Source organism: Rhodobacter maritimus, assembly GCF_058747975.1.
This window is the reverse complement of record NZ_CM179095.1, coordinates 191,680-207,966: the sequence shown is the minus strand read 5'-3', so window position 1 is coordinate 207,966 and position 16,287 is coordinate 191,680. Positions and strand designations below refer to the sequence as shown.

Genomic DNA, 16,287 nt, shown 5'->3' with positions numbered 1-16,287 from the left:
GTGATAGAACGAATCGGCTTGCACATACCTATCATTATGTTAGTAAGTGATTACTTACAAGAGCCGCAAATGAAAAGCCGAAAATCTGCAGCACAGCGAAAGTCCGAAATCCTATCCGCCCTGTTGGACCTGGCGGACCGGATCGGGCCCGATCGCCTGACCACCAACGATGTTGCGAGCGCGGTGGGCGTGACCCAGGCCGCCATCTTCCGGCATTTCCCGACCAAGGCCGATCTCTGGGCCGCTGCTGGTGAGACTATATCAAGTCGAATGCGTGGCGCCTGGGACGAGGCGCTATCTGCAAACGCGACACCGGACGCGCGATTGCGGGCGCTCGTTGCCGCCCAGTTCAGCCAGATTGCGGCTTGCCCGGCGCTGCCAATGATCCTGCATTCGCGCGAGCTGAACGTCGAGAACCCCGCCCTGCGAAAAACGGTACAATCCCTGTTGATGCAGTTCCAAGAGCATCTGACCGGGAACCTGCGCGCGATGGAAGACGGTGCAACGCTCGATCCGAGATTGAACGTTGAGGACGCGGCAATCTTTCTGACCTCGCTCATCCAAGGCCTCGCGATCCGCTGGGGCCTCGGGGCACGGAATTTCGACTTGAAGGCGGAAGGCTTGCGGTTGTTCGATGTGCAGCTTGCACTTTTCGCTTCGGAAGGAGGCGGATGGAGGGTTTAGGTTATGGCCTTGTTCGTGTCCTGCGGCGTAGCACCGCCGTAGCACCAATCACGACGCCCCAGACACCGAAAGCCTCCCAGAGGAGGCCAACACGTTGTATTCATGTGAAGAATTTTGGTTGCGGGGGCGTGCAACCAACGATACTTGCGATTGGTCGAACGCCAAATTCCCAAACTCGCCGCTTAGTATAATTGGCTGGCATCGTTTGGAAAACCCTGATTTCGAGGCATTCATGCCTCGCATTTAGCTGCAGAGGCCGGTCAACCGAATTCATCCTCCACCGCATCTGACACCGGACGCATCTCGGAATCATGCACGACGCCGCGCATGACAGGCGAGGTCTCGATCTTGATCTCGGCGCCACCCAGACGAGCGAGAACGCGAGTGGCACCTCCTCCCCCACCCTGGATGCGATGCGTCTTCGCGCCGATGATGCCGCCTTCGACGGCCGCTGCGATGCGATCCATCGCTTCGTTGATCTCAGCGAGGCTTTCGTCGCGATTCCTGATCGGCAGATAGGTCAGATCGATGTCGGCCGACAGACGAGGTAGAACAGGTTGATCGCCGTGCCGCCTTTGAGCGCGAACACCTCTTCCTTGGCAACATGCGGGAGCAGGCGCGCGAGCAGTGCGACCCGGGCTTCATAATCCTCACGCGCCATCGCCAGCCCCGGTCGCGACGAACTCCTCCGGCACCACGATACGGTAGCGCGGGTGTATCCTGCCACCCTTGACCAGAGCACGGTCGCCGCTGCCTAGGTTGAATTCCTCGGGGTCAAGACGTTTGCGCCAGGGATGATCGTGGCGATCAGCAAAAACGAAGAACAGCCGCTTCACCTTGATCTTCCTGCAACTGTGCAGCAGCGCCGACAGCATCTTCGGCCGCAGCGTCGTCAGGCTCTCGAACACCATATCGAGGTTGTGGAAGCTTTCATGGTCGGGCAGCTCATCGATAGCTTCGAGGATCGCCCGTTCGGGAGACGACATCCTGAGCTGCCAGTCCCAGGGAAGGGTTTGCCCCGCCTCCGTGCTGTCATCGGGAAGGCCAAGCTGCGGATCGTCAAAGAGGGACTTGCTGCGCGTCTCGATCGGCGCGCTCAGCGGCAGTCTGGGAAACCAGTTCGGTATGGCTTCACCATAGACCCAGACCGGAGCGTTACCGCCCAGACGCAGATAGTGGCCGTGACCCTGCTGGGCGAGCGCCGTCATGCCGCCGACATGGACATCGTAGCGCATGATGTGCTGGACCGAGAGCAGGCAGATTTTCCAGTCGATCATATCCGACGCAGAAGCGCCGGGAGACGGGCGACGGAAAACGCCGCGGGTCAGACGCTCGAGCCAGCCCCGTTTAACGTAGTCACGAAAGGTCTCGTAGGCGATGCCATGCGCCGTGAGCCATGCCGCGTCGACCAGATACCCGGAGGGCACTGCATCAAGGACCTTCTTCAGGTTTTGTGCTCGTTCGGCCACCATGACACCCATAGTGGCATATTTTCAAAGGGCGCTCCATATGTCTCTTTAAGAAACGACCAGTTACAGTGCTCCAAGCGCTCCAACCAAGGATTTTTCAAGGAAAGCTCGGAGCGTACGACAGCCCTGCAGGCGGGGACAGGTCTATCCGGTTCGAAAGACGCTGACGCGGCTGGTTGAACGCTGCAAGCGCACGCAGTATCCGATCGAACTCGGCGGCCTCGTCGTCAAGTCGGGCGTCGTGGACCTGACCGCCGCTGATCGCGCCACCATCCTCGGAGCGATGATCTGGATGACCGACTCACTTCAGAGCAAGGATGGTGAACGCGCTCGTGATAAATGGGCGAAACGTGGAAAGATGGTTCGAGATGGAACGTCCGGCAGGCGCGCATGACGGAACTCAACCACCGAAGGATCGCGCGTGATTGATGACGGGTGGCGCAAAGGCTTCAGATGTCGCGGCACTGCGTCAGTGGGACAGACAGAACCAACGCCACCAGTTCCGCCTGCCTTTGCACGCCGGTCTTGGAAAAGATGTTTCGCAGATGAAAGGCGACCGTCGTGCTCGAGATCGCCAACCGGTCCGCAATCTGGTTGCGGCGCAATCCTTCGGCTAGCAAACACGCGACTTGGGCTTCCATCGGGGTCAGGTCGAACAGTTGGCCAAGGATCGTATTGTCCAGAGGAGGCAGACCGTCGGCGCCGCTCAGTATCAGCATGGCGACCGCCTCATCATGGTGGGCGCGCGCCGGAAACGACATCCCTGCGACCACGAGCTGGTGCCTATCTAAACGCAGGCCAGCCGTAGCCGTCCCTTCATCGGAAATCAGCGCGGCGATCAGCGTGGTCAGTTTCCGTCCATCTTCACCGCCTATGGCGATGCGCCCGCCAAGCACGATGCCGACCTCGTCCGACAGGCGCCGGGCAAGAGGATTGGCATGGACCACTCCGCCATTGGCGTCGAGCAACACCACGCCGATGGCCAGCCGATCGAGCGCGGTCAGACCGGAACGGTCTCCCGACATTGCGCGCAACCGCTGCATCCGGTTCAGGCGCGAGTCTACGGTCGCACGCAACAGGTCGTAGTCAATGGGCTTGGTCAAATAGTCGTCGGCCCCAGCGATGCGCCCGTCGATCACCTGCTGGCGTGAAGACAGGGCGGTCAGGAAGACGAAGGGCACGTCGTCGAGATCAGACCGCGCCTTGCGCAAATGGGTTATGAACCCTCTTCCGTCCATGCCGGGCATCAGGATATCGCACAGGATCAGATCGGGGCGCCGGTTTTCCAGAAAGGTCAGCGCCTCGCGTGCATCTGCAGCAGCCGCCACGGCATAGCCGGCCTCGTGCAGTTCGAACGCGATATCGTCGCGCAGCGATGGTTCGTCCTCCACGCACAGGATCAGCGGCGCGGTCATGCGGAGACCTCCTTCGGCAGGTAAAACGCGGCTGTCAGGCCGCCTCCGGCACGCTGTGTCAGGTTAACGTCACCTCCCTGCATCCGGGCGAGATGGCGCGCAATTGTCAGGCCCAGCCCGGAACCAGGCAGGGTCTCATGCCCGCTGCCACGGTGGAACCTGTCGAAGGCGCGTGCGATCTCTTCAGGCGACATGCCCCTCCCCCGGTCCTCGATCCGGCAGACGATGTGAGTCTGCGACTGCGAAACCTCGACATCCACGCGGCAATCGAGCGGAGAATACAAAAGCGCATTGCGGAGCAGGTTGGACAGGATTTCGCCGGTCAGCGCCGGATCGCAGAGCGCGGCCATCGGCGCCGCCTGCGCCTGCTGCCGGATGCGAGAGGGGTCGCGATCCTGTGCCGTTACCACCAGGTCGTCAATGACCGAGGTCACCAGATCACGCAGGTCATGTGCACCGAGATGGGGAAGAACCCCGTCACGTTCCAACCGTGACATCATCAGGGCGGTATCCGTCAGCTTCACAAGCCGCGCAACTGCCTCGCGCGAGACGGCCGCCTTTTCCGATACCAATTCCGGCGAAACCGGGCCGCCACGCCGGGTCAGGCGATGCATGGCGCTGTCGATCACAGCCAGCGGCGTGCGGAGTTGATGGGCGATCAGATCGGCGAATCGACGGTGGTTCTCGGAGGTTTCGCGCTCGCGTTCCAGATCGCCGGCCAGCTTTTCAGCCCGGAGGCGATCCAGCCGTCCTCTCATCAACCGCCTCTCGCGATCGATCAGGATTGCAGCTAACCCCAATCCTGCCAATGCAGCCCCCAAGACCGACACCAGCGCGAGGCGGTGCAAATGTCCCATACGGTCCAGTCGCTCAGCCTGAATCTGCCATTCGTGGGACATTACCAGACTGGCCTTGCTCCGCAGGGCTGCGACCAGCGCCGAGACATGTGCGCGCAGCGCGGCCGGATCGGGCCCTTGCATCGGGTCAAGCGCCAGAAGGCCGCTGCGCCAACCTGCAAGCGTTTCGAAAATCTCCGCATCCTTGAGAAAGCGGCGTTGTGGACCCTCTTCCAGCAGCGTCAGCCGGGAAAGCAGGACGTCAAAGCGAGTCTGGATCTGTTGCGGCGGCGCCTCATCAGAAAGCGCGAGCGCGAGGTTCATTGCCTCGATCTGCGCCTGTCCAAAAACCCAGATCATGTTTTCGGTGGCGTCGATCCGCATCTGACGTTCCAACTGAACCAGCTGCCACGCAGCCAGACCCAGAAGGCCCAGGCAGACCAGAACCAGACCGCCCAGCCCGAGATATCGTATCCACTCCTGGCGGGTGGTCATTGCACATGCAGCGCGACAAGCTGCCAGACCCATCGCATATCATAGCGGATATCGGCCAGAACCCCATGATCGTCGCGCGGATAGACGATCCAGACCGGGCCCTTGTCACGCGGGGTCAAAGGTACACCATCCATGTAAAGCGCGGCCAGAACGTCAAACTGGTAAAAATCCTCGATGGGGATATCGACGACATAATCGTTCAATGCCGCGGCGCGCACTTGGCTGCCCTCGGCCCCGGCGTGGGCAAGGATGTCGCGCATTAGCACGCCGCGAAACTCTGGCTGGTGATCTGTGACGCTGGTCGATGTGGCAAGCTCATGCCAATCCATCGCATCGAAATCCGCGCGCGTCAGTTCCACCCTGCCATCCGTGACCGCCCCGGTCAGGGTCAGCAGGACACTTTCGGCGGCGGCCGGCATGGAACCGAGAAAAAGCGCCGCAATCAGCGCGATTCGAGCAATGCGATGCTGCAAATTCATAACCACAACCTGACCTGAAAACCCGGTTTCGACGCAACTTTAGCATAAAAAACCGCACGTCCCCCGTTCGAACGAACGGGGCCGCCGGTCTTCAGCAAAGATATACTCCGGATCAAACAACAGGAAGAACGGCAGTTGTCCATTTTCCCGACCATGTACAGGGCAGGCGCGCCCCTTCTGATCGGCCTGCTGGCGCTGCCGGCGATAGCTGATGAGCCGGGCGGGCTGGTTACCGGCAGTTTCGGCGATCAGCCGCTGGAACTGACTATTCCCCCCGAATTTGCCAGCGCGACGATCATCGGCCAATACGCCGATGCGTCGTTCCTTGCCATGCAGATGGAAGGCGATCAGGGGCCGGTCAATCTGCAACTGGAGATCAATGGCGAATTGCCCTCACTGGGCGAAATGGCGCTGACGATCACCTTCGCGCGCGACCTGGGGCGGAACTGGAGCGGGGATCAGGACAGCCTGACACTGACCTTGGAGGAATTCACGCCGGCGGATGGAATCGTTACCCTGAAGGGCACGCTCACCGGGCAGGTCAGCGGCGGCCCCTCGTCCGAAACCCGGCCTGTCACCTTCAGCTTCGACACCCGGCTTGAAGAGCTTGACTGAGATGGCTGGACCCGCCCTTGCCCGAACTGCGGCCTTGCTGATCGCTATGGCAACTTCAGCACTGGCCGATGGACCGCCCAACCCGGTCTGCCACGCTGACGTTCACCGGGCGGGTAAGTTCGACCTACGACAGGTTGGTCCGCTGATCGCGGGAACATGGACCGAGGCCGCCATCGGAGTGAGTGTGGCAACAGGCGTTCAGAAGAGCACGTTCGAGATCATTTATGATCGGAACCGCAACCGATTGTATCTCGGTCAGGATGGCATCCAGACCGAACTGGCGCCGGTTCGAGGTGGCAACAAGCCGTTGCGCTTTGACTTTGTGCGTGGCGAACCAATGGACCCGCAGTTTTACATGTTGACTTCAACGGGTTCCGAGCCTCCCGCAGAACCCTTCGAATGGGCGTTGGTTCAAGATTGCCTGATTGCCTCGGCGCCGCAATTCGAATGGCAGTTCGGCTCCGGTACGCGGCGCTCGGACGGAATCATCAGTTTCTTCTCGGCCAATGAGGCGATGGGAACAAAACGCAATTCGGCGCGGGGCGTCCGCGAACAACTGATCAGCCGATAGGAATGACATGAAGGTGCTTGTCCCGCTTGTCCTCACCCTCGGAAGCGCAACCACGGCTGGCGCATTGGAGGCCATCGGCGAGATCGAGGCACGGCTGGATGGTGAAGAACTGAACTGGCAGGTGCTGCGTCAGGATGATGGCTCTGCGATGGTGCAGATCACCGATATCGGCCCGCTGACCATGATCGATCTGCATGCACTCGGCGACGGCAGCATTTCCATCGGCCTGATCTTTCACGGTAAGCCTTCCGGAGATACGCCGCCCGCCGGTCTGACCATCGACATACGGTCCGATCGCGGGGCGTTGACAGGCGCGGTCTGGGAAAGCGAGGACGAGCCACCGCAGATGTCGATCGACCTGCTGGACCTTGAGGATGAAGGCCGCATCCGGGCCAGTTTTTCGGCAACCCTATGTCGCCGAGATGCCCCTGACGACTGTCGCAACGTCGAGGGGCGAATTGACACGTCGTTGGGTGCCGGCCCATGACGTTTGCCGAGTTATTGGCCGATCCACTGCGCGTCACGCAAAACTCAGACACCGTTCTGGAGATCGAAAACCGTCCGATCCGGCGAGCTGCGATCGCCGCAGTGGCGATACTGGTGACGATCGCGGCGGGCCTCGCGGCAATCGTGGATGGCGCCACCGGAACGGGGATCATCGTCCTGGCCGTGGTGGGCCTGATCGGCTGGCTTTACCTACACGAGGTGGTGCAACTGACACAGTTGCGCCTGGATCGCGATGCCGAGCTTGCCCGACTGCGCGTGACCACGTTACGCGGGCGACGCGAAGAGACATGCGCGCTCGCGGATCTGCACAAGGTGGAAAGCGTCGCGCATTATGGAACGACAGCAGGAAACGATGAAACCCAGCTGGTCCTGATATGCGGATCGGGAACAGAGCGGCGCGAGATCGTCATGCCGATGTTCCGCCCGGATCCCGAAGAGGTGGCGCATCTGACAGGCGTCGTCAATGGCTGGCTGTCCCGCCGCGCACAGGGAGTCTCGTCATGAGCATCGAGACGAACACGCCCGATCTGCTGGAACTGGAACTTGGGATACCGCGCTTCATCCTGTGGTTCGTCATGGTGCCTGTCCTGCCGGTCACGCTGATCGGGCTTGCCAATCTGATCGGCGGCGAGTTCATGACCGCGCTGGTTCTGCTGGTCGGGCTGAACGGGGCCTTTGTCGCGGGATACATCGCCTTATCCGAGCGCACACGGCTGAAGCTGGACGCTCAATCCGGGCAAGTCAGCATCATCCGAACATCGCGCCTCGGCATGCGCCAGCGGGACTATCCGCTGGAGGCGCTCGACAGTGCCGAACTGGACCGCAGCCATTCTCACGACCGGCGTGAGGGTCGCTCTACCTCGAAGGTGGTTCTGGTCTTTCGCAACACGCGCCCGGCAACGCGGGTTCCGCTATCGCGCTGGGGCGTTTCGGGCGATGGGCCCGCGCTGATCGCCAATGACATCAACGCCTGGCTGAGACAACATTTCGGGGACGAAACGAGCGCCCCCACCCATCACGTCTCAAGCTGATCTACACCCGAAAGGAAACCGGCGCTTTGTGGGATTTCAATATAGGACAGGCGTTCAGCCTGATGATGCGGACGCTGCCTTTCGTGCTCTTGCGGGCGGCGGTCTATTTCGGGATCACGCTGGCCTATATCCTTGCGACCGGCGCCGGCGTCGGCATTGGTTGGGGCGTCGGCGCCTTTGGGGATGCCGACTTTCGCGCGGCCGCGATGACCTGGGGTGGAATCGCGGGCTTCGGGCTGACCGGCGCGGTGATGTATTGGCTGCGCGAATATATCCTTTACGTCGTCAAAGCGGGTCATGTCGCGGTTTTGGTCGAACTGATCGACGGCAGGCCTCTGCCGGAAGGGCGCGGCCAGATCGCCCATGCGACGACCGCGGTGAAAGAACGCTTCGGCCAGGCGTCGCTGCTCTTCGCGCTGGACCAGTTGGTAAAGGGTGTCATTCGCGCCGTCACGGGGTTGGCGCGCGGCATTCTGTCGATCCTGCCAATCCCCTATGTCCGGCAGTTGATGGGCGTCGTCCAAGCCTTCCTGCGCATGGCGGTCGGGTTCATCGACGAGGTGATCCTCGCTCATGCGATCCGCACCCGCGCGACCGATCCTTGGGGATCCGCCCGCGAGGCGCTGGTGCTCTACGGCCAGAACTGGAAGGTGATGCTTAAAAACGCTGCGTGGCTGACGCTTTTTACCTACGGCCTCGCCTTTCTGATCTTCCTCGTGATGCTCGCCCCGGCTGCGGCACTGGTCTACGCCATCCCCGGCGCCTGGTCAGCGGGCGGCTTCGTCTTCGCGCTTCTGTTCGCATGGAGCGTCAAGGCCGCCTTCCTGGAACCCTTCGCCGTCACCTGCCTGATGCAGGTCTATTTCAAAACGACCGACGGCCAGCAGCCGGACCCGGAATGGGATGCGCGGCTGGAGCAGATATCTTCGCATTTTCGCAAACTGAAAGAGCGAGCGGGCGCCCGCTTCGGAGCCGCGCACAACGGAGAACCCGTATGAAATCTCTTGTGACAGCCGGGCTGGCCGCCCTGACCTTCTCCATCGCGGCGCCGACACTCGCTCAGGAGCGCCCAAACACGATACTTGTCCTGGACGCCTCAGGGTCGATGTGGGGCCAGATTGACGGAGTGAACAAGATTATTATCGCCCGCGAGGTGGTGGCCAACATCCTGTCGGATTTCCCCGCCGACCAGAACCTGGGGTTCGTCACCTATGGCCATCGTGAACGCGGGCAATGCACGGATATCGAGACGATTGTTGCACCGGCGCAGGGCACCGCCGACGAGATTGCCCGGATCGTTAACGAACTGAACCCGCGCGGCATGACCCCGATGACCGATGCCGTCATCGCCGCCGCCCAAGCGCTGCGCCATACCGAACAGGCGGCAACCGTGATCCTCGTCTCGGACGGCATCGAAACCTGCAACCCCGATCCCTGCACCGCCGCCCGCGCGCTGGAGGCGGCCGGCGTGGACTTCACCGCCCACGTCATCGGCTTCGACGTCAGGGGCGAGGCCGAGGCGCTGATGCAGATGCAATGTATCGCCGAGGAGACCGGCGGCCGCTTCCTGACCGCCGACAATGCCCGCGAACTGACCGACGCGCTGCGTGAAGTCACCGCCGCGCCAGCCTCGGGAATCTTCACCTTCACCGCCAATCTCGGTGGCGAGGAGATCGGCGACGAACCTGTCTGGGACCAACCGTCGATGCCATTGGATATTCCCCTTCTGCCCGGCGAGGTGATCTGGGAAATCTCGGACACCGGGTTCAACAGGGTGCGGACGGGCACGGGGAACCCCCTGACCCTGGAACTGCCGTTCGGCGATTATATCGTGACGGTTCATTCAACGGTGCAGGACGACCTTTCGCAGACCGAGGCCAGCCTCTCATCGGACAGCGCGCGCAATATTCACGCGATTTTCCCGCCCATCGCGCCAGAGCAGCCTCTCGCGCAGGTATTTGCTCCGGCGCAGGCCGTTGTCGGGTCCGCGTTCAGGGTGACATGGGAAGGCGAGGACCTCCATCCGCGCGACTACGTCACCATCGTGCCCGCGGGGGCAGATGACGGAGCCTATGGCGATTATGATCGGCTCGAGGATCGGACCGAGGGCGAACTGCGCGCCCCGGCCGAACCCGGCCTCTATGAGGTGCGCCTGCAACTCGACGCCGGCGACCGGGTTCTTGCCCGCACCCCGATCGAGGTGGTCGATGCGGACGTTACCGTATCCGCACCGGCACAGGTCGTCGTCGGATCGGCCTTCCCCGTCACCTGGCAGGCCGAGGGTCTGCATCCGCGCGACTACGTCACCATCGTGCCCGCAGGCGCAGATGACGGAGCGTCTGGCGATTACGACCGCATGGAAGGCGATACCGAAGGCGAGTTGCGCGCGCCGGCCCAGCCGGGTCTTTATGAGGTGCGCCTGCAACTCGACGCCGGCGACCGGGTTCTTGCCCGCACCCCGATCGAGGTGGTCGATGCGGACGTTACCGTATCCGCACCGGCACAGGTCGTCGTCGGATCGGCCTTCCCCGTCACCTGGCAGGCCGAGGGTCTGCATCCGCGCGACTACGTCACCATCGTGCCCGCAGGCGCAGATGACGGAGCGTCTGGCGATTACGACCGCATGGAAGGCGATACCGAAGGCGAGTTGCGCGCGCCGGCCCAGCCGGGTCTTTATGAGGTACGCCTGCAACTCGACACCGGCGATCGGGTTCTCGCCCGCACACCCGTCGAGGTGGTCGAGGGTGATGTCTCGCTCAACGGACCCGACAGGGTGCGGGCCGAAACGGAAATCACCGTATCATGGAGCGGAGTCATCCATCCGCGCGATTACGTTGCCATCGTTCCAATCGGCACGCCCGACGGCGAGCAAAGCGGCTATCTCCGCATCGGCGATGCTGATCGCGGCACGTTCACCGCCCCGGCGGAGCCAGGCGCCTATGAAGTCCGTTACCATCTGGATCATGGCGACCGGGTCATGGCGCGCCGGCCGATCGAAGTGCTGGCGGCGGATGCGCCGCTGGACGAGGGTGCCGGACTTGTCGTGCCTGCCGCCGCACGGCCGGGCGAGACCATCACGGTCTCATGGACAATCGAAGCTGGTGATACCGACCGGCGCGTGGCGCTGGCACAAGCTGATGCGCCCGACTTTACCTGGATTGCAGTCCATAGCGTGGGCGACGAAACCGAAACGGTATTCAAGCTCCCGGACGAGCCGGGACAATACGAAGTGCGGTTTCTCGACCTTCAAAGCCAGAGCGTTCTCGGACGCGCGATGATCACGCTCGGCGAATGATCTGCGACAATTTCAATGAATCGGGAGTACCCAAGACCATGCCCAGAATATCTATCACCGCATGTGGCTTCCTGGCTCTTGCCGCACCCGTACTGGCAGCAGAACCGGGGGGAGCGGCATCAGGGACGATCGCAGGCGAAGAGATTGAACTGTCGGTCTGGACAGAACAGTCCGACTTCACCTCTTCAAGTTTCTCAATCTATTTTCGAGCACCGGCACTGAGGGAGCGCGGCCTGGGCAGTTTGTCGCTCGGCGCAGAGTGGATCGGCGATCTTGATGGTGACTTCTTTTCCGCAGAAATCGACGTCCCAATTCTCGATACCGATCCGTATCGCATTTACCGTGCGGACCTGGACGATGAACTCTCCCTGACAATTACGAGCGCCTCATACCAAAGCGATGTGCTGACAATCGCGGGCCAGGTGGAGGGTATTCTAACCAGTATGGAACGGATGGCCCTTCGTAATCCTGACCCCGACGACACTCTCAGCGTTAGCCTGACATTCGAAGCAGTACTGAGCGAGTTGCAGTGAGGATCGCGGCGTTTTCCCTAATTGTGATCGGCTTGGCTCGACCTGTGCTGGCCGATCAGACGGGTGGGAATATGACTGGGTTTCTGGAAGAGACACCTGTTTCATGGCGCATCAACTCCGAGCGGTCAGAATACCATTTCGAGAGCGAAGGCATGGGCTCTCTGCGGATTCTTGCCGAACCGCAGGAGGTGCCATCGGGCATCGGTTCCATCCGGTTGATGGTGATGGTGGCCGATGGGAGTACAAGTCTTCTCGAACTGAGGATCGAGGACGAAGGCGGAAATTCCGTTCTTGGACTGCCAAGCGATGCCGGGGGGCCGGCAATGCTCGACATCGACCGCGACAAGGACGGTTCACTTCGCTTCACCGGCGTGATCGAGGCAAGCCTGATGGCCTACCCGATGTCTGGCCGAACTGCCGGCGAACGACAAGCGCTGGTTCTGGAAGTGGATGGAGGTCGGATCACTTCTACCGGGCACTAACGTTCTGCGACAGATAGGAAAAATCCAATGAGACCGGTTATCGTTTTGACAGCCATTTTGTCCTGCGCTGCCGTTCCCGCACTGGCGCAGCGCACGGGCGACAGCTCGGACCTTTGCGGCATGTCCTCGCCGGCTACGTGGCCGGGGCTGCGGGAACAATTCGTGGGTGACTGGCGCGTTGACCATCTGTCTGGCTACGTCCTTGCCGGCAGGATGGTCATCCCCATGGAGCCTTCCCCCCAAACGGAGACCATGTCGATCTGGGTCCTGGGCGAGGATCTGCTGCTCGACCATCCGGAGATGACCGAGCCGATGGCTATCACTCTTGCGGAAGAAGGCCGTTGGGTGATCGAGGTCGACCATCCCGAAATCCCTGAGCCGGCACTGACGCCGGACGAAGCCGTGCTGGCATGGGCCGGAGACTGTGACCAGGAGGATCTGCCCCGCCTCATCGGTCAAGGCCATGTGGCCATGGCAGGCTCGGCCATGGACATGACGCTGCGCATGTTGCCAGTCGACATGGACACGATCTACGCCATCCTTGAGATCGAGGGAGCAGCCCAAGGCCAGTATGTCGTCGCGAGGCGTGTGGTCTGGCTGAACCGGGCCAGCGAATAGGAGGCAGATATGAAACGGTGCCTTGTCACTCTGTTGGCTGCATTGATCTTCCCCGCCGCAGCGGCGGCCCAATCTGAGACCGGACTAGCGAGCTGCCCAGCAGAACGCTCTGTCTATACATTGGCGACCGAGGGCGACCAGTATGCCATCACGCTCGTCCCGGCACGGACGCGCGCCGGGTTTTCCTCGGACCTCTATCTGCGGCTCACCACGCCACAACGCGACTACTGGTTTGTATTCGACGTCGCCGCATCGCAGGGAAACATAACGCTAAATCCGGTCGGCGATCCCTACGCGTCCGAAGCGCGGACAACCGGTCCGGCCAGCACAGTCGAGGCCTTTCGTTCCCGCTGGCCGAACGCGCCGATGGATGAACTGCCGTCACTGCTACGCTTCTATGCGTTGGATGCGGAACTGGGCTTTACACTGGCGCAGCCGCAACAGGGGCAGCCGGCCCCACCTTGGCTGCTGATGCCGGAGTTGAACACAGAGCTTTGGTATCACTTGCCGGCCTTGACCGACGATCCGGGAGCCGAACGTGACCCCATACCACGGGGGATCTTCCGGCTAACGGCCTGCCTCGACACTAACCCACCCGCAGCTTTCCCGTGAAACTGAAGGTGCCGGGAGAGCTTTCAATTCCTCCCCGCCTAGCCCGTTTGAACGAACGGGGCGGAACACGTAGCTCAGTGCTATAGGCATCGACACCAAGGTTAAGGAATACCTTCGCCTGACGGCTAGGGAAGAACTTTCAACCATAGCTTATGGGGAGGTGAACTCAACTATGAAAATTTCGCGTATCCTGCTTGCAGCCTGCATGTTTGTGCCGCTGGCCGCTCATGCCAAGACCCCGAAGGACCGCACGGTTGCCGCGATCGAAGAAGCGGGTTGTGTCCTCGATGCCTCGAACGTGAACGAAGTCCTCGACGGTCTCGGACTCGGCGAAGAGGAGTTCCGCGTTATCGGCGAGGAACTCGTTGCCGAAGGTGTGGCCGATGTTTCGGAAATGGGCGTGTTCCGGCTCACCTCGCCAAACTGCGTTTCTGCATCGCTCAACGCAGATGCCCAGACCGTGAAAGATCGCACAATTGCTGTGATCGAGGAAGCCGGTTGTGTTCTCGATCGATCAAACATCAACGAGATCCTCGACGGCCTTGCGCTCAGCGATGACGAGTTTCGCGCTATTGGCGAAGAACTTATCGCCGAAGGTCTGGCAGAAGTTTCCGAAACGGGTGTGTTCCAGCTTGCCACGCCGTTTTGCACATCAGCGCGCTGATCCACACTTGTTTTTTCGGAATCACGGGTTGAGCCCTGCGACGTTTTACAAGCTAAAGGCCAAGTATAGCCAAAGACGGCACGCTCCACCGCGTCAATCTCGCAAGCCACAATCAGCGGCGGCGGCGTGACGCACTGAGACGATCGGCACGAGACACGGGGGAGGTGGCGAAGCAAATGTCGATCGAGCTTCGCCACCTTCGGTATTTCGTGGCTGCGGCTGAGCACGGCAGCTTCCGAAAGGCGGGAGCGGCTCTCGGGCGGTCGCAAGCAGCGATCAGCTGCTGTATCGTTGACCTTGAAGATAAGATCGGCGCTTCCCTTTTTCACCGACATACATGGGGCGTATCGCTGACCTATGCTGGAGAGCGTTTTCTGGACCGCGCGCGCAAGGCCATCAGAACCATTGACGAAGGCGTGCATGATGTTGCCTCGGTCGGCCGATCCGAGAACGGGCGTGTCCGGATCGGCATCTATTCCTCTATCGCTTCCGGCTTCCTGGGCGAACTGTTGCGCGCCTATGGCGAGCGACATGGCAGGGTTCGGGTCGAACTGATCGATGGTAATCCGGGCGAGCATGTCGCTGCCATCCGGCAATTCCGCCTCGATGTCGCTTTCATAACCGGAACAAGAGACTGGCCGGGTTGCGAGCGCACACCATTGTGGACCGAGCGTATCTTCGCGGTACTGCCGGATCATCACCACCTCACCGCCCGCTCCGAGCTAACCTGGCGGGATTTGATATTGGAGCCCTTCATCGTGTCCGAGGCGGCGCCAGGTCAGGAGATCTGAGCTATCCCCCACTGAACCGCGCCGGGTTTGCCGGAGGCTGATTTCGGTTAGTTACGCGGCCAGGTCTCTGGTTTCCAGAGCCACGTAGAAGTTGGCCTCAGCCTCGGCCGGCGGGATGTTCCCGATGGGCTCGAGAAGACGGCGGTTGTTGAACCAGTTGACCCATTCCAGCATTGCATATTCGACGGCCTCGAAGCTGCGCCATGGGCCGCGGCGATGGATGACTTCGGCCTTGAAAAGACCGTTGATCGTCTCGGCCAGCGCATTGTCATAGCTGTCGCCAACGCTGCCAACTGAAGGTTCGATGCCCGCCTCTGCCAGACGTTCCGTGTATTTGATCGACAGATATTGGCTACCACGGTCACTGTGGTGAACCAGCCCCATGCCCTTGACCGGGCGGCGTTCATGGACGGCCTGCTCGAGGGCGTCGAGAACGAACCCGGCATGAGGAGAGGTGCTGACGCGCCAGCCGACGATCTTTCGGGCATAGGCATCGATGACGAATGCGACATAGACAAACCCTTTCCTGGTGGCGACGTAGGTGAAATCGCTGACCCAGAGCAAGTTCGGCGCTGGAACCCTGAACTGCCGGTTCACCTTGTCCAGCGGGCACGGAGCCTTCTTGTCCGGCACCGTCGTTCTGTGCGGCTTACCGCGGATAATGCCTCGAATGCCCATCCCCTTCATAAGCCGGGCCACCGTGCAACGGGCGACCGCGAAGCCTTCCCGATCCAGTTGACGCCAGACCTTGCGCACGCCGTAGACACGCCAGTTCTCCTCGAACACGCGCTCAATCTCGGGCCGCAGCGCCGCGTCCCGCCGGGCGCGGTCCGACAGCCGCGCCGGATCAGCCCGCTTCGCCAGGTGATCATAAAAGGTGGAAGGGGCGATCGGCAGCACCGCGCAGATCGGCTCGACCCCGTGCGCATCCCTGTGCGCTTCGACGAAATCCACCATCACTTCGACCGGCGGTCGAGCTCCGCCATCGCAAAATATGCGCTCGCCTTGCGCAGGATCTCGTTCGCCTGGCGCAGTTCCCGGTTCTCCCGCTCCAGCGCCTTCATCCTCTCAGCCATGTCGCTCGGGATGCCTGCGCGCCTATGCTGCGTTGCCCGCCTCCTATATTCGCGGTGAGCATATCGTTGTCGATCTGTGGATCAACATTCTGCCCGAAGGCATCAGGCGCATTT

19 protein-coding genes, 2 pseudogenes and 1 other annotated feature are annotated in these 16,287 nt (G+C 61.4%); of the genes and pseudogenes, 15 read left to right on the top strand and 6 right to left on the bottom strand.

Going from position 1 to position 16,287, the window contains the following annotated elements; all coding sequences use genetic code 11:
• Positions 1-69: 69 nt before the first annotated feature.
• Positions 70-684 (top strand): TetR/AcrR family transcriptional regulator, encoded by a 615-nt coding sequence (locus AC4PTO_RS01020; protein WP_492731048.1) that lies wholly within the window; start codon positions 70-72, stop codon positions 682-684.
• A gap of 263 nt (positions 685-947) precedes the next feature.
• Here AC4PTO_RS01020 and AC4PTO_RS01015 read toward each other — a convergent pair.
• Both AC4PTO_RS01015 and AC4PTO_RS01010 read right to left on the bottom strand, forming a co-directional pair.
• Positions 948-1,345: pseudogene (locus tag AC4PTO_RS01015) on the bottom strand (nucleotidyl transferase AbiEii/AbiGii toxin family protein); the annotation flags it as partial.
• Entirely contained in the window at positions 1,335-2,156 is an 822-nt protein-coding gene (locus AC4PTO_RS01010; protein WP_492733491.1) for a type IV toxin-antitoxin system AbiEi family antitoxin domain-containing protein, read from the bottom strand. The gene AC4PTO_RS01010 and the pseudogene AC4PTO_RS01015, both read right to left, overlap by 11 nt.
• 160 nt (positions 2,157-2,316) lie before the next feature.
• On the opposite strand from AC4PTO_RS01010, the gene AC4PTO_RS01005 reads away from it, so the two are divergent.
• On the top strand, positions 2,317-2,547 hold the full coding sequence (locus AC4PTO_RS01005; protein WP_492733489.1) for a conjugal transfer protein TraD: 231 nt from the start codon (positions 2,317-2,319) through the stop codon (positions 2,545-2,547).
• 55 nt (positions 2,548-2,602) lie between these two features.
• Here AC4PTO_RS01005 and AC4PTO_RS01000 read toward each other — a convergent pair whose 3' ends face one another.
• From AC4PTO_RS01000 to AC4PTO_RS00990, 3 genes are read right to left on the bottom strand one after another with little or no spacing between them, the layout of a single operon-like run.
• Entirely contained in the window at positions 2,603-3,568 is a 966-nt protein-coding gene (locus AC4PTO_RS01000; RefSeq protein ID WP_492731046.1) for a response regulator, read from the bottom strand.
• The gene (locus tag AC4PTO_RS00995) at positions 3,565-4,899 is read right to left on the bottom strand and encodes a sensor histidine kinase (protein WP_492731044.1); all 1,335 of its coding nucleotides are present in this window, start codon (positions 4,897-4,899) and stop codon (positions 3,565-3,567) included. Before AC4PTO_RS00995 ends, AC4PTO_RS01000 begins: the two co-directional genes overlap by 4 nt.
• Positions 4,896-5,378 carry a putative pterin-binding protein gene (locus AC4PTO_RS00990; protein WP_492731043.1) on the bottom strand — a complete coding sequence of 161 codons (483 nt, stop codon included), beginning with the start codon at positions 5,376-5,378 and terminating at the stop codon, positions 4,896-4,898. Before AC4PTO_RS00990 ends, AC4PTO_RS00995 begins: the two co-directional genes overlap by 4 nt.
• Positions 5,379-5,513: 135 nt before the next feature.
• Here AC4PTO_RS00990 and AC4PTO_RS00985 point away from each other — a divergent pair, with 135 nt between their 5' ends.
• The 13 genes from AC4PTO_RS00985 to AC4PTO_RS00925 all read left to right on the top strand — a co-directional run bounded on the left by AC4PTO_RS00985 (position 5,514) and on the right by AC4PTO_RS00925 (position 15,097).
• On the top strand, positions 5,514-5,993 hold the full coding sequence (locus AC4PTO_RS00985) for a hypothetical protein (RefSeq protein ID WP_492731041.1): 480 nt from the start codon (positions 5,514-5,516) through the stop codon (positions 5,991-5,993).
• Position 5,994: 1 nt separating this feature from the next.
• The gene (locus AC4PTO_RS00980) at positions 5,995-6,564 is read left to right on the top strand and encodes a hypothetical protein (RefSeq protein WP_492731040.1); all 570 of its coding nucleotides are present in this window, start codon (positions 5,995-5,997) and stop codon (positions 6,562-6,564) included.
• 7 nt (positions 6,565-6,571) lie between these two features.
• Positions 6,572-7,051 carry a hypothetical protein gene (locus AC4PTO_RS00975; protein ID WP_492731038.1) on the top strand — a complete coding sequence of 160 codons (480 nt, stop codon included), beginning with the start codon at positions 6,572-6,574 and terminating at the stop codon, positions 7,049-7,051.
• Entirely contained in the window at positions 7,048-7,575 is a 528-nt protein-coding gene (locus tag AC4PTO_RS00970) for a hypothetical protein (RefSeq protein WP_492731036.1), read from the top strand. The genes AC4PTO_RS00975 and AC4PTO_RS00970 overlap by 4 nt, the downstream gene beginning before the upstream one ends.
• Entirely contained in the window at positions 7,572-8,102 is a 531-nt protein-coding gene (locus AC4PTO_RS00965; protein WP_492731035.1) for a TMEM70/TMEM186/TMEM223 family protein, read from the top strand. The genes AC4PTO_RS00970 and AC4PTO_RS00965 overlap by 4 nt, the downstream gene beginning before the upstream one ends.
• 83 nt (positions 8,103-8,185) lie before the next feature.
• Positions 8,186-9,100 (top strand): hypothetical protein, encoded by a 915-nt coding sequence (locus AC4PTO_RS00960; RefSeq protein WP_492733487.1) that lies wholly within the window; start codon positions 8,186-8,188, stop codon positions 9,098-9,100.
• Positions 9,097-11,397 (top strand): VWA domain-containing protein, encoded by a 2,301-nt coding sequence (locus AC4PTO_RS00955; protein WP_492731033.1) that lies wholly within the window; start codon positions 9,097-9,099, stop codon positions 11,395-11,397. Before AC4PTO_RS00960 ends, AC4PTO_RS00955 begins: the two co-directional genes overlap by 4 nt.
• Positions 11,394-11,930 carry a hypothetical protein gene (locus AC4PTO_RS00950; RefSeq protein ID WP_492731031.1) on the top strand — a complete coding sequence of 179 codons (537 nt, stop codon included), beginning with the start codon at positions 11,394-11,396 and terminating at the stop codon, positions 11,928-11,930. The genes AC4PTO_RS00955 and AC4PTO_RS00950 overlap by 4 nt, the downstream gene beginning before the upstream one ends.
• Positions 11,931-12,001: 71 nt before the next feature.
• Complete coding sequence (locus AC4PTO_RS00945) at positions 12,002-12,412, top strand: hypothetical protein (RefSeq protein WP_492731029.1); 411 nt, start codon at positions 12,002-12,004, stop codon at positions 12,410-12,412.
• A 27-nt stretch (positions 12,413-12,439) separates the two neighbouring features.
• Positions 12,440-13,030: a hypothetical protein gene (locus AC4PTO_RS00940; protein ID WP_492731027.1), complete on the top strand. Its 591-nt coding sequence runs from the start codon at positions 12,440-12,442 to the stop codon at positions 13,028-13,030.
• Positions 13,031-13,039: 9 nt separating this feature from the next.
• On the top strand, positions 13,040-13,642 hold the full coding sequence (locus AC4PTO_RS00935) for a hypothetical protein (protein ID WP_492731025.1): 603 nt from the start codon (positions 13,040-13,042) through the stop codon (positions 13,640-13,642).
• A 172-nt stretch (positions 13,643-13,814) separates the two neighbouring features.
• Complete coding sequence (locus AC4PTO_RS00930) at positions 13,815-14,306, top strand: hypothetical protein (RefSeq protein ID WP_492731022.1); 492 nt, start codon at positions 13,815-13,817, stop codon at positions 14,304-14,306.
• A gap of 176 nt (positions 14,307-14,482) precedes the next feature.
• Positions 14,483-15,097, top strand: coding sequence for a LysR family transcriptional regulator (locus AC4PTO_RS00925; protein WP_492731020.1), 615 nt, complete (start codon positions 14,483-14,485; stop codon positions 15,095-15,097).
• A 51-nt stretch (positions 15,098-15,148) separates the two neighbouring features.
• Here AC4PTO_RS00925 and AC4PTO_RS00920 read toward each other — a convergent pair.
• Positions 15,149-16,197: pseudogene (locus tag AC4PTO_RS00920) on the bottom strand (IS3 family transposase); the annotation flags it as partial.
• Positions 15,980-16,096: a sequence feature (AL1L pseudoknot), on the bottom strand. Its footprint overlaps the pseudogene before it by 117 nt.
• Positions 16,198-16,287 lie beyond the last annotated feature (90 nt).